Annotated in this window: 13 protein-coding genes; 5 read left to right on the forward strand and 8 right to left on the reverse strand. The window is 67.1% G+C overall.

Translation table 11 applies throughout. The features are described 5' to 3' along the window. Window positions 1-20: 20 nt before the first annotated feature. The 3 genes from dnaG to QH196_RS31760 all read right to left on the reverse strand — a co-directional run bounded on the left by dnaG (window position 21) and on the right by QH196_RS31760 (window position 4,067). Entirely contained in the window at window positions 21-1,943 is a 1,923-nt protein-coding gene (dnaG, locus tag QH196_RS31750) for a DNA primase (RefSeq protein ID WP_280419537.1), read from the reverse strand. Between the two features lie 68 nt (window positions 1,944-2,011). After that, window positions 2,012-3,304, reverse strand: a complete 1,293-nt coding sequence (locus QH196_RS31755; RefSeq protein ID WP_280419538.1) for a deoxyguanosinetriphosphate triphosphohydrolase — start codon at window positions 3,302-3,304, stop codon at window positions 2,012-2,014. Window positions 3,305-3,368: 64 nt separating this feature from the next. Then, entirely contained in the window at window positions 3,369-4,067 is a 699-nt protein-coding gene (locus tag QH196_RS31760; protein WP_432278076.1) for a YdcF family protein, read from the reverse strand. A gap of 320 nt (window positions 4,068-4,387) precedes the next feature. Between QH196_RS31760 and QH196_RS31765 the strand changes: the two genes are divergently transcribed. Then, the gene (locus QH196_RS31765; protein ID WP_280419539.1) at window positions 4,388-5,206 is read left to right on the forward strand and encodes a MerR family transcriptional regulator; all 819 of its coding nucleotides are present in this window, start codon (window positions 4,388-4,390) and stop codon (window positions 5,204-5,206) included. 505 nt (window positions 5,207-5,711) lie between these two features. Further along, window positions 5,712-6,614: a cutinase family protein gene (locus tag QH196_RS31770; RefSeq protein WP_280419540.1), complete on the forward strand. Its 903-nt coding sequence runs from the start codon at window positions 5,712-5,714 to the stop codon at window positions 6,612-6,614. A gap of 53 nt (window positions 6,615-6,667) precedes the next feature. On the opposite strand, the gene QH196_RS31775 is transcribed toward QH196_RS31770, so the two are convergent. Together QH196_RS31775 and QH196_RS31780 are read right to left on the reverse strand one after the other, a co-directional pair. Further along, entirely contained in the window at window positions 6,668-7,345 is a 678-nt protein-coding gene (locus QH196_RS31775) for an MBL fold metallo-hydrolase (protein ID WP_280419541.1), read from the reverse strand. Between the two features lie 117 nt (window positions 7,346-7,462). Next, on the reverse strand, window positions 7,463-8,863 hold the full coding sequence (locus QH196_RS31780; protein WP_432279586.1) for a glycine--tRNA ligase: 1,401 nt from the start codon (window positions 8,861-8,863) through the stop codon (window positions 7,463-7,465). 204 nt (window positions 8,864-9,067) lie between these two features. Here QH196_RS31780 and QH196_RS31785 point away from each other — a divergent pair, with 204 nt between their 5' ends. Then, a complete protein-coding gene (locus QH196_RS31785) occupies window positions 9,068-9,418 on the forward strand; it encodes an ArsR/SmtB family transcription factor (RefSeq protein WP_033245293.1) in 351 nt (116 codons plus the stop codon). A gap of 3 nt (window positions 9,419-9,421) precedes the next feature. After that, window positions 9,422-9,862, forward strand: coding sequence for a Fur family transcriptional regulator (locus QH196_RS31790; RefSeq protein ID WP_280419543.1), 441 nt, complete (start codon window positions 9,422-9,424; stop codon window positions 9,860-9,862). 137 nt (window positions 9,863-9,999) lie between these two features. On the opposite strand, the gene QH196_RS31795 is transcribed toward QH196_RS31790, so the two are convergent. Continuing rightward, window positions 10,000-11,022, reverse strand: a complete 1,023-nt coding sequence (locus QH196_RS31795) for a hypothetical protein (protein ID WP_280419544.1) — start codon at window positions 11,020-11,022, stop codon at window positions 10,000-10,002. A 55-nt stretch (window positions 11,023-11,077) separates the two neighbouring features. On the opposite strand from QH196_RS31795, the gene QH196_RS31800 reads away from it, so the two are divergent. Continuing rightward, window positions 11,078-11,716: a TetR/AcrR family transcriptional regulator gene (locus QH196_RS31800; RefSeq protein WP_280419545.1), complete on the forward strand. Its 639-nt coding sequence runs from the start codon at window positions 11,078-11,080 to the stop codon at window positions 11,714-11,716. Here the strand turns inward: QH196_RS31800 and QH196_RS31805 are convergent. Continuing rightward, entirely contained in the window at window positions 11,698-12,123 is a 426-nt protein-coding gene (locus QH196_RS31805; protein WP_280419546.1) for a hypothetical protein, read from the reverse strand. The genes QH196_RS31800 and QH196_RS31805 overlap by 19 nt on opposite strands. Further along, the gene (locus QH196_RS31810; protein ID WP_432279587.1) at window positions 12,120-12,929 is read right to left on the reverse strand and encodes an isoprenyl transferase; all 810 of its coding nucleotides are present in this window, start codon (window positions 12,927-12,929) and stop codon (window positions 12,120-12,122) included. The genes QH196_RS31805 and QH196_RS31810 overlap by 4 nt, the downstream gene beginning before the upstream one ends. Between the last annotated feature and the right edge of the window lie 137 nt (window positions 12,930-13,066).

A 13,066-nucleotide genomic window follows, 5' to 3' on the forward strand; every position in this document is an offset into this window, starting at 1 on the left:
GGCCCGATCAGCGGCGAATATCAGGTGGCGGCGAAGTCACCGCTGCCCATGGCCTGCTCGAGCAGGCTCTTGCGGTACTGCTCCAGTGCCACCAGGTCGCCGAACAGCGCCATATAGGTATCCGGGTCGTCGGTGGAGGAGACGCGGTGCAGGCGGGATTTCAGTTCCGCGATCTGCCGCCCCACCAGCGCGGCCTGAGTGCTGGCGAGGACGCCGGTGATGAAACGCGGGATATCGCCGCTGGTTTTCACCGGCAGCGGTTCGCTCGCCAGTTCCGAGACCAGCGCGCGCAGAGTGAGGTCGTCGGTGTGGTCGGTGATCGCGGCGATCCAGTCGGCCCCGGAGAGACCGCAGCAGACACCGCCGGCTTCGGCCATGAGAGCGCGTACCGCGATATAGGCGGGGTGGGTGAAGGCCTCGGTTTCCAGGGCGTCGAATGCCGGACCGGCGATTTCCGGGTACTGGAGCCCGGCGGCGAGGGCTTGACGCTGGGAGCGCAGTACCGGGTCGCGCGGATCGGGGCGGGCGGCCGGTGGTGTGGGTCCGGTGTGCTCCACCCGGGGCGCTCGTGCGGGTGCGGCAGCGGCGCCACGTAACTTACGGGCCTCCTCGTCGACCCGGCGGTAGACGAGTTGCGGATCCTGCCAGCCGGTCCATTCGGCGAGCTGGGTGGCATAGCGTTTACGCAGGCCGTGGTCCTTGATCTGGGCGACGATCGGGACCGCCCAGCGCATCACTTCGACCTGGCTGTCATAGGTGAGGGCGCGGGTGCGGCTGTCTTCGCGTTTGGCGATCTCCTGGCGCAGCGCGAAATCGAACAGCGGTTCGCGGCGGGCGACCAGATCGCGCAGCGCGGCGTCACCGGAGTGCTGCCGCATCTCGCACGGATCCTGGCCGTCCGGGGACACCACCACATAGGTCTGCCCGGCCACTTTCTGATCACCGAGGAACGCTTTCAGGGCGGCGGCCTGACCGGCGGCGTCACCGTCGAAGGTGAAGATGATCTCTCCGCGCCAGAAATTATCGTCCATGAGCAGGCGGCGCAGGATGCCCAGGTGATCGTCGCCGAATGCGGTCCCGCAGGCGGCGACGGCGGTTTTCACTCCGGCCAGATGCATGGCCATCACATCGGTGTAGCCCTCGACCACCACGGCCTGATGACTTTTGGCGATCTCGCGTTTGGCGTGATCGAGACCGAACAGCACCTGAGACTTCTTGTACAGCAACGTTTCCGGGGTGTTGACGTACTTGCCCGGCATGGTGTCGTCGTCGAAGAGTTTGCGCGCGCCGAAACCGATGACATCGCCGCCGAGGTTGCGGATGGGCCACAGCAGCCGCCGGTGGAAACGGTCGATGGGGCCGCGGCGGCCCTGCCGGGAGAGCCCCGCCGCCTCCAGCTCCTTGAATCCGAACCCCTTGTTCAGCAGGTGTTTGGTGAGGGTGTCCCAGCCGTCGGGAGCGTAACCGCAGCCGAACTGGGTCCAGGCGGCCTCGTCGAAATTGCGGTCGGTGAGATACTTGCGAGCCATCGTGGCGTCGGGGCCGCGTAACCGGGCCATATAGAACTCGTGCGCGGCGGCATTGGCGGCGACCAGCCGGGAGCGGGTACCGCGGTCGCGCTGCACCGAGGGGCCGCCGCCTTCGTAGTCGATCCGGTACCCGATCTTGTCGGCCAGCTGTTCGACGGCCTCCACGAAACCGATGTGCTCGATCTTCTGGATGAAGGCGTACACATCACCGCCCTCATTGCAGCCGAAGCAGTGGAACAGGCCGTGGTTGGGACGGACGTGGAAAGACGGCGATTTCTCGTCGTGGAACGGGCACAGGCCCTTCATCGAATCGGCGCCGCCGCGTTTGAGAGCCACATACTCGCCCACCACGTCTTCGATCCGGACGCGCTCCCGAATGGCGGTGATATCGCGAGCTGGTATTCGTCCGGTCACGGGAACGAGTCTAGGCCAGCGGGCACAGTCCGGGACCCGAGCACCCTGTGCGCGAACTCACCGCTCGTTCACAGTTGCGCGGCGACGCGTTCGAGCCGGCTCTCGGTGTAGGAGGCGATCTGATCGGCGATCACCCGCACCCGGGCGGTGTCGTCGGCGGCGGCGTCCCACCACGGTTTCAGCAGAGGGTCGAGCGCGGCCGGCCCGGTGGCCAGCAGATGTTCCGCCACGGCGATCACGCGGTCCCGCTGAGCGGCCTGCCGGAGTTTGTGGTCGGGATCGGACATGACGTAGCGCAGGGCGACGGTCTTCAACATCGCGACCTCGGCCGCGGCGACGGGCGGTACCAGCAGATCGGCGGAATAGCGGGCCGGCGGGCCGGACGCCGCCTCCTTCGTGGTGACCACTGCCGCGTTCGCGAACCGGCCCACGAGTTCACTGGTGAGCCGCTTCAACGCGACCGAACTGCGCAGTGTGCCGTCGTAGTGGAACACATCGGCAACCACCGGCAGCTCCGACAGCCGCTGCGCCGCGGCCACCAGATCCTCGACCGACAGCGCGCGATGCTGCACATGCCCCAGCTCGGCCAGCGCCAGCCGCTCCACCGGGTCGGCCAGCGCGCGCAGATCGATCCGGCCGGCGATGATCCCGTCCTCCACATCGTGCACGGAGTAGGCGACATCGTCGGACCAGTCCATCACCTGGCATTCCAGCGCGGGCCGGCGTTCCGGGGCGTCCTTGCGCACCCAGGCCAGCCGGTCGGCATCCACCTCGTAGGCACCGAATTTGCCGCCCGGTTCGGTGCGCTGCCACGGGTATTTGATGCAGGCGTCGAGGGCGGCGCGGGTGAGGTTGAGCCCGGCGCTGTGACCGTAGGAATCGAGGACCTTCGGTTCGAGCCTGGTCAGGATGCGCAGATTCTGGGCGTTGCCCTCGAACCCGCCGTGCTCGGCGGCGAAGATGTCCAGGGCCTTCTCCCCGTTGTGCCCGTAGGGCGGGTGGCCGATATCGTGCGCCAGGCCCGCGAGTTCGGCGAGGTCGGGGTCGCAACCGAGACCGTCGGCGATTCCGCGGCCGATCTGGGCGACCTCCAGCGAATGAGTGAGCCGGGTGCGCGGGGTGTCGCCCTCACGAGGACCCATGACCTGCGTTTTATCGGCCAGGCGGCGCAGTGCGGCCGAATGCAGCACGCGGGCACGGTCGCGCGCGAATTCGCTGCGGTGCCCGTTGCCGGCTGAGCCGGCCTCAGCACCGTTGCCGGCCGAGCCGGCCTCGGCACCGTTGCCGCCGGCGTCGACCAGGCCGGCCGTTTTGGGGGCCTCGGTGACCAGGCGTTCCCGGTCGTGCTCGGTGTAGGTCATCGCACCAAGTCTGCCACCAGGGGGTGACGTTCCGGAGTGTCCGGCAGTACCAGCCGGTGAAGCGTTACCGACCGGCGGTGTAGCTGAAATCGTCGGCCGAGAAATGGGTGAGTTGATACCAGAGCAGGGCCGCGGTCTCCCGGGCGATACCGTGCGCCTGCGATTCGCGGGTGTACACGGCGGGGCCGGTGCGGGTGGGCGCGGTCCACGCGTCGAGTCCGGCATCGCGGGCCATGGTGCGGGTGCGCAGAGAATGCCAGGGGTCGCTCACCAGGACGGCGGATTCGAGCCCGCGCTCCTTCATCGCCGCCGCCACGGCCTCGACGCTGCGCAATGTGTCGGAGCCGGTTTCCACGGCCAGCACGGCATCCGCCGGGACACCGGCATCCGTGAGATACATCTTTCCCGATGCCGCCTCGGTGTAGAGATCGCCTTCCTGCTTCCCGCCGACCGTGATCACCAGATCCGAAACGCCCTGCTCGTATAGCTGCTCGGCCTGATACAGCCGTGCCTCGAACACCGACGACGGGGTACCCGAATACTGGGCGGCTCCGAGCACCACGATGGCGTCCGCGGGGGTGTAGTCCTCGATCCGCGCGACCTGCCACACTCGCACCGCGGTCCCGACCAGCAGCACCAGCCCCAGCACCACCGCGCCGCTGATCAGTCGGCCTGCCCAGCGCAGAATCGCGGCACCGATCCCGCGGCGTACGCGGGAATCGGTACGCGAGTCCGGTGGTGTACGCGCGGGAGCCCAAGTCACATCGTCAAGTCTGCCAGGCAGGTTCCGGGCGCCGGGCAGCGCGGACCTCGAACCGGCAACCGCCGCGCTACCGGACCCGGATACCGTTCGCGCTGTTCAGAAGGGTAGCGGTACCGGGCAGCGCCATTGTGGCAATCGTGAGCAGCACCGAAATCCCTGCGCTACCGCGTAGATCGGGCCGGCGTTGTCGCCCGAATCGTTATCGGATTCCCTGGATGGGTAAGCGTGACCGCAGTGTGCCTGCGCCACGACGGACATCTGGAGCCGCCGGACGGCCGGTTGACCCTGACACGATGTCAGACCATAGAACAGGTGGCGTCATGTTGAGTATCGGAGATTTCGCCAGGCACGGACGGGTGTCGGTACGGATGCTGCGCCACTACGACCTGATCGGGCTGCTGGTGCCCGCTCGGGTCGACCCCGTCAGCGGATACCGCTTCTATGAGGTCGGCCAGCTGACACGGCTGCACCGGATCATCGCCCTCAAAGAGCTCGGGTTCACGCTGGACCAGGTGGGCCGGATGCTGGACGACGCGGTGTCCGGCGCCGAGATGCGCGGCATGCTGGCCTTGCGCCGCGCCGACCTCGAACAGCGCATAGCCGCGGACCGGGAGCGGCTCGTCCGCGTCGAGGCGAGACTCCGGGTAATCGAGAAGGAGGGCACGATGCCTACCGACGAGATCGTGGTGAAAACCGTTCCGGCCGTCCGGATCGCCGAACGCAGTACCGTGGTCGCCGATTTCACGCCGGAGAAAATCGGGCCGGCGGTGGAGCGGCTGTTCACCGAACTGTGTGCCGCGCTGGAGCGAGAGCGAATCGAGTTCACCGGACCTGCCGTCTGCTATTACGACCAGCGCGCGGACGGCTCGGTGCTGGCACACGCGGGTATGCCGGTGCGGATCGAACCCGTCGGCTCGGACGACTTCACGGTCGTCGATCTCCCGGAGATGCCGCTGGCCGCGACGCAGATCTACCGCGGCGATATGAACGGTGTCCTTGAACCACACCAGGACCTGGTGCGATGGATCGAGGACAACGGCTACCGCACAGCGGGACCCAGCCGCGAGGTCACCTTGGTCTGGGATGTGGACACCAGCAAATGGGTGACCGAACTCCAGGAACCTGTCGCCCCGAAGTGACCCGCCGCTGCCGGAGCCGCCGCTGCCGGTTCCGGCAGACCGGTCCCGGTTCGGGCCGCGGTCCCGAGGTGCGGTCCCCCCGAATTCGATGCCGGCCTGGCCTGATCGCAAGCTGGCGGGACCGCTACCGGCGCGATTCGGGCGACGGACGCTGCGCGCCGGAGGTCACCGAGATCCTGGGCCGGCCGGTGGGCTGAGTTCCGGCGCGCACCCCTGCCCGAAAACCGGATGGAACGGACAATTTCGGCGACAAGCCGCCTTCGCACGGTGAATATCCCGTGGATCAGGGTCGAACACCGGTAGATTGTGCTGCCGATACGGACAATTTGTGGTTGGCTGTTCGTCGGCGAGATCTGCTGCGTCACCAGCCGTTCCCCGGTGATCACGGATCCGCCCTTACTTATGCGTCAAGCCGCAATGATGCGGCATGCCTTTGGACTGATTTGGGAATCCTGGGAACAGGTGAACGGCCCGTGGCCGTCTCGGTGAGCACATGGAGTACACGATGCCTGGATGGAAGAACGCCGCAGCCGGTCTGGCGGTAACCCTCGCCACTGTCCTTGCCCCAGCGGTGGCCACGACAACTGCCCATGCGGCCCCGGCGCATTGCCCCGGACTGTATGTGGTGGCGATTCCCGGAACCTGGGAGACCTCGGTAGACGATCCCGGCAAGGGGATGCTCGCCGCTGTCACCGACGGTCTGCCCAACGGCGCGTACACCGACTACGTCGCCTATGCGGCGACCGCGTTCCCCTGGGAGGGGGAGATCTACGGCCGGTCCAAGAACGAGGCCGTTGCCGGTGCGCGCGGATTGATTTCGGATGTCTCGCGGCGCTGCGCCAACACCCGGTTCGCCCTGCTCGGCTACAGCCAGGGAGCCGACGCCGCCGGTGATCTCGCCGCCGAAATCGGCACGGGCCTGGGCGTTGTCCCCGCCGACCGGGTCGCCCTGGTCGGGCTGATCGCCGATCCGCGCCGCTCCCCCACCGACAACCTGATCGGCCCGGCAGTGCCCGGTGCCGGCGCGGGCGGCCCCCGGCTGACCGGTTTCGGCTGGCTGAGCAACCGCACCTACACGTTCTGCGCGGTGGGCGACCTGTACTGCTCCACCCCCGACGGTGATTTCGCCGCCCGGATCGCCGGGTTCTTCGCCCAGGTCTCGAATGCCGATCCGGCCCAGTTCGGCAACTATCATTCGCTGGGTATCGAACTGCTCAACGACGCGCTGGCCGCAGGCGGGCTCGGCCTGCTGCACGACCAGCTCAACGGCGCCGCCTACGAGGAACGTAAACAGCAGGTCGACGATTTCGTGAAATCCGGTATCCACCAGAGCTACCCGAGCTACCGGGTCGCGGGCAGTGTCACGGCTCTGAGCTGGCTGCGGCAGCAGCTCGTCGCCCTCTCCTGACCTGGACCGACGCTACGGCCCGGCCGCATACCGGCCGGGCCGTCGGCATGTAATCACCAGCCGCGGCTCTTCCATTCGGCCAGTTGCGGCCGTTCGGCGCCGAGGGTGGTGTCGTCCCCGTGGCCGGGGTAGACGACCGTATCGTCGCCGTAGCGGCCGAACAGTTTGCTGGTGACATCGTCGAGCAGGCTGGTGAAATCCTCCGGGCGCCAGGTTTTCCCGATACCACCCGGAAAGAGGCAGTCGCCGGTGAACAGGTGGGTCCGGCCGGATCCGTCGGTCAGGGCCAGCGTGACCGAGCCAGGGGTGTGCCCGACCAGGTGGATGACCTCGAGCGTGAGGTCGCCGACGGTGACGCTGTCGCCCTCGGCGAGGAGACGCTGCGGGGTGACCGGCAGCGGTTCGGCGTCCAGCGCATGCGCGGCGGTCGGCGCACCGGTTGCTGCTGCGACGGCGGCGAGTGCCTGCCAGTGGTCGGGATGCTGATGGGTGGTGACGATCAGGCCGACCCCGTCCGGGGCGGTCTGCCGGACCAGTTCGACGATCCGGTCCGCGTCGTTGGCGGCGTCGATGAGCAGTGTCGCGCCGGTGGCGGCGCACTGCACCAGGTAGGTGTTGTTGTCCATCGGGCCGACCGACATCTTGGTGACCCGGGCGCCCGCAACCTCCCGGCGCTGGGCGGCGCCACCTGATTCGACATGTCCGGTATAGGTCGTTTCGACGGTGATCACCCCCCGATGCTAGCGAGGCCCACACCGCCTGCGCCCCGCACCCGGGTCCGCTTCCTGCCGGCCGGCTACCCCGTGGGCATGCCGGAAGAGGCCGGCAGGAAGCGGCGGAGCGGCGGGTCAGCAGCCGAGCATGCGCTGCGCGAGGTAGCCCTCGACCTGATCGAGAGCGATCCGCTCCTGGGTCATGGTGTCGCGTTCGCGGACCGTGACCGCCTGGTCGTCCAATGTGTCGAAATCGACCGTGATGCAGAACGGGGTACCGATTTCGTCCTGCCGGCGGTAGCGGCGGCCGATGGCGCCGGCATCGTCGAATTCGATATTCCAGTTCCGGCGCAGCCGTGCGGCGAGATCCTTGGCCTTCGGCGTGAGGTCGGCGTTACGCGACAGCGGCAGCACGGCGGCCTTGACCGGGGAGAGCCGGCGGTCCAGTCGCAGTACCGTGCGCTTGTCCACGCCGCCCTTCGCGTTCGGGGCCTCGTCCTCGGCGTACGCGTCGACCAGGAACGCCATCAGCGAACGGGTCAGACCGGCCGCGGGTTCGATCACGTACGGGATGTAGCGTTCCTCGGCGGTCTGGTCGTAGTAGCTGAGGTCGACACCCGAATGCTTGGCGTGCGTGGACAGGTCGTAATCGGTGCGGTTGGCGATACCTTCCAGCTCGCCCCATTCGCCGCCGGTGAAACCGAAGCGGTACTCGATATCGGTGGTACCGGCCGAGTAGTGCGACAGCTTCTCCTTGGGATGCTCGAACAGGCGCAGGTTCTCCGGGTCGATACCGAGGTCGGTGTACCAGGAGAAACGGGTATCGATCCAGTACTTGTGCCATTCGGCGTCTTCGCCCGGTTTGACGAAGAACTCCATCTCCATCTGCTCGAATTCACGAGTGCGGAAGATGAAGTTGCCGGGGGTGATCTCGTTGCGGAAGCTCTTGCCGATCTGGGCGATACCGAACGGCGGCTTCTTACGCGCGGTGGTTTCGACGTTCTTGTAGTTGACGAAGATGCCCTGCGCGGTTTCGGGGCGCAGGTAGTGCAGGCCTTCTTCGTCGTCCACCGGGCCGAGGTAGGTCTTGAGCAGACCCGAGAAGTTACGCGGTTCGGTCCATTTGCCGGGCTGGCCGGTTTCCGGATCGTTGATATCGGCCAGGCCGTTGGCCGGCGGATGACCGTGTTTGGCCTCGTAGGCCTCGAGCAGATGGTCGGCACGGTAGCGCTTGTGGGTGTGCAGGGATTCCACGAGCGGGTCGGAGAAGGTTTCCACATGGCCCGAGGCCACCCAGACCTGCCGGGGCAGGATCACCGAGGAATCGAGGCCCACCACGTCTTCGCGGCCGGTGACCATCGAGCGCCACCACTGCTTCTTGATGTTGTCCTTGAGCTCGACGCCCAGCGGACCGTAGTCCCACGCCGATTTGGTACCGCCGTAGATCTCACCACACGGGTACACCAGCCCCCGGCGCTTGGCGAGGTTGGCAACGGTGTCCACCTTCGACTTGGGTGCCACGCGAGAACTCTCCATCCACTACGTAATCGCCAGTAGTAACGCTGCCCGGATCGGGCGCACGTGATCGCGGCTGCCGCGGTTGTTGTCCGGGCGTATGCCGCTGATCGGTTACAGCCTATCCACCCGCGCCAGGTGATTACGCACCCGCATCGGCGTGGACATTTGACATGCATATCCATGCATATCAAAATGGGACCGGTTTCCAATAAGGAGTGGACCATGACAACCGATACCGCCGCCGTCGCCCACAACCCCTACCGCTCCCCCGCACCGGCCCCGATCCCGGCGCGTACGGTGCTGGAGAACGCCGGTGAGCTGCTGCGCGCGCTCGCGGCCCCCGTTCGCATCGCCATCGTGCTACAACTGCGGGAGTCGCCGCGCTGTGTGCACGAACTGGTGGATGCCCTCGGTGTCACACAACCGCTGGTCAGCCAGCATTTACGGATTTTGAAATCGGCCGGGGTGGTGCACGGCGAGCGTTCGGGCCGCGAGGTCCTCTACGAACTCGTCGACGACCATTTGGCGCATATCGTGGTCGACGCAGTAGCGCACGCCGAAGAAGAAGGGTAATTCGTGTCCGAGAGCCTGGTCACCACGAAAGGGACCGCCAGAGGGAAAGCAGTCGGTATCCGCACCACACGGCAACGCAATGCGATCGCCGCACTCCTGGAGGATATCGACAGGTTCCGCTCGGCCCAGGAGTTACACGACGAGCTCCGCCGCCGCGGTGAGGGTATCGGGCTGACCACCGTCTACCGCACGCTGCAATCGCTCGCCGATGCCGGAATGGTGGATGTGCTGCGCACCGACAACGGGGAGTCGGTGTACCGGCAGTGCTCCAACGGGCATCATCACCATCTCGTCTGCAGGCACTGCGGGCGGACGGTCGAGGTAGCGGGGCCGACCGTCGAGAAGTGGGCGGCCGGCACGGCGGCCGATCACGGATTCACCGAGGTCAGCCACACGCTCGAAATCTTCGGCACCTGCCATGCCTGCGCCGAGGTCCGGAGCTGACCCGACCGCCGGGTGATACCGCACAGCGCAGCCCGCTCCCCATCGTCCGAGGTCCGGAGCCGACCCGCTCAACGGGGTGATCACGCACAACGCAGCCCGCTACCCGACGATCGGGTAGCGGGCTGTCTTGTCGCGGCTCAGGCGGGTACCGGCACCGCCGCCGGACCGTCCACCGGTTCGGAACGACGGCTGTCCCGCAGGACTCCGACGCCGAGCAGCACCAGCGCCAGCACAGCCCAGCCCACCAGCACCAGCAGCGGGCCCTGCGCCCCCGCCCAGTCGAAGAACGCGACCGAGCGGATCAGCGAGGCCGCGGCGCCCGGGGGCAGCAGCTGGCCGATCGTCCCCCACGGCTGCGGCAGCAGTTCCGGCGCCGAGGTGGCGGCGGAGAACGGGTTGCCGATCAGCAGCATCACCAGCGCGGCGATACCGATCCCGGCGCGGCCGATCACGGTGCCCAGTCCGGCGACGGTGCCGGCGACGGCGAACGAGACCAGGCCCGCGACCAGCGACAGCTCCAGATACGGGCCGGGCACGATGGACAGCCAGGTCTGGGTGACCAGCATGCTCAGCAGGCCGCCCGCGATACCGAAGGTGAACACCCCCGCGATGCGCCCGGCAGCCGACGGGATCAGCAGGGTGAGCAGTACTCCCCCGGCGATCCCGGCCATCACCAGCGGCAGCGCCATCGCCCCGAACCCGGCGCCGCGCGGATCGTCGGGATCGCCGGCGACCACATCCTCGACCTGCACGGGCGGTGTTCCGGATATCTGCTGGCCGATCTGGGTCAGCTGCTGGGCCACCGCCGGACTGGCACCGGAGGCGACCAGCATCCTGGGCGCACCGTTGCCGGTGACGATCGCGCCGTAGACCTCGCGGTCGCCGATGGCTGCGCGGGCCGCGGCCTCGTCGGGCACGGTGGTCAGTTCGAAGGCGTCCGGGCTCTGGCCGGCCAGCCGCGCTTCGACCATCTCGGCCTGCGGTCCGGCGACGGCCAGCGGGAGGTCACGCGGGGCGATATTGGTGGCGGGCCAGGCGAAGGCGATCAACATCAGCGCTTGGAGGAGGGCCGCGCCCAGCCCGATGGCGACGGCGCGCTGGATGACGTTCATGACGTTCTCCCAGAAATCGAAGGCTCGTTCTTTTAACGATGAGCCCACCGTCCCACCGGCCGCCACAACTTGTCAAGAACGAATATTCGTTTTAGTTTGGGGTATGCCCCGAGTCAGTGACGAACACCTGGAACGCCGCCGGCAGCAGATCCTCGATGCCGCCCGGATCTGTTTCGTACGCAAAGGATTCCACCAGACCTCCATGCAGGACGTCTTCAACGAATCGGGACTGTCGGCGGGCGCGGTCTACCGCTACTTCAAGGGCAAAGACGAACTGGTGGTAGCACTCGCATCCACCGCGGCGGGCGATATCCGCGCCCGGATGGAAGAGGTGATCCGCCGCGACCCGCTGCCGCCTCCGGCAGAACTGGTGGCCCATCTGACCACCTGGATCGACACTCAGGCCGGTCCGGAAGGCCGGTTACGACTGGCACCGCAGGCCTGGTCGCTGGCATTGATCGACGATAACGCCGCCGAACCCGTACGCCGGACCATGACCGGAATCCGGGCGATGTGGCACACCTACGTCGAGCGGATGCACGAACAGGGCTGGCTGCCCGCCGACGCGGACCTCGACGCCGTCACCGCCGCGCTGTTCGGCCTCCTGCCGGGCTACGTCCTCCAGCATCTGATCATCGGCGAGGTGGACCGCGACCAGTACATCCGCGGCGTCGCCACCCTCCTGCCCTACGGGCCCCCGGCCCGACCCGGCAACAACGACACTCAGGGCAGCAAACCCTGACGCGCCTCCCCCGCCCCGCTGAGCACCAGCAACAACATGGTGGTCAGCGCTTGATCGTCCAAGCCCGCCGCCGGGAAGGTGTAGCGCAGGATCACATCCGCGAGCTTCCCGTGCGTGATCAACGCGATCGACCCGAACTGCAGCGCGGCGTTACGCTCGGCCACCCGCTTGTGGAACTGCGGTTTCAGCGGGCGGTCCCAGGCCAGCACGCAGGTCAGCGACAACACTTCCAGCCCCGGCGTCAGCGTGAACGCACTCAGCGAGCACAGCGCACCCTGGAAATCGAAACGCAGCGAACCATCGGTATCGACCCGGACATCGATATCGTGCAGGCCCAGACCGGCACCGGCTCGCGCCTTCAACTCGATCTCGGGGGCCACGGCACCGGATTCCGGTTCGGACGTCATTTGGTACCACCGAACCGGCGATCCCGCCGCGCGTACTCCATACAGGCCTCCCACAGATTGCGGCGGTCGAAATCCGGGAACAGGGTGTCCTGATAGACGAATTCCGCATACGCGGACTGCCAGATCAAGAAGTTCGAACTCCGGTACTCACCGGAAGGCCGCAGGAACAGATCGACATCGGGCATATCCGGTTCATCCATGTACCGGGCGAGCATCGCCTCGTTCACCTTCTCCGGATCCACCTCACCGGCCGCGACCCGCCGCGCGATTTCCCGTGCGGCATCGGCGATCTCGGCGCGGCCACCGTAGTTCACGCACATGGTCAGCGTCATCACGGTGTTGTCCTGCGTGAGCTCCTCGGCGATCTCGAGCTCACGGATCACGCTGCGCCACAACCGCGGTCGCCGCCCCGCCCAGCGCACCCGCACCCCCATCTCGTGCATCTCGTCGCGCCGGCGCCGGATCACATCCCGGTTGAAGCCCATCAGGAACCGCACCTCATCGGGGCTGCGCCGCCAGTTCTCGGTGGAGAACGCGTACGCCGACAGCCATTTCACCCCGATCTCGATACACCCCTCGACGGTGTCCATGAGAACGGCCTCGCCCTTCTCGTGACCGGCGGTCCGCGGCAACCCCCGCTCCTGCGCCCAGCGACCGTTACCGTCCATCACCAGCGCAACATGCCGGGGAACGAGCTCCCGCGGAATATCGGGCGGGGTCGCGCCCGAAGGATGCGGTGCCGGCGGGCGGACGGTACGAGCACCGGCGGACGCGTCCGAACCGGCAGAGTCACGACGCAGGATCACGGTTCAAAGGGTAGCTGTGTTTATTGGCGCCGCCTTCGGCGGCGCGGGGGTGAAGAACCGACGACGGCAGTTTTTTAAAGAAAACAAAAAAAACGAACAACCCGGCAAAAAAGAGGAATAGAAAAAAAAACCCCAGA

This window comes from Nocardia carnea (assembly GCF_029868325.1).
In the GTDB taxonomy this organism is placed as follows: Bacteria; Actinomycetota; Actinomycetes; order Mycobacteriales; family Mycobacteriaceae; genus Nocardia; species Nocardia carnea_C.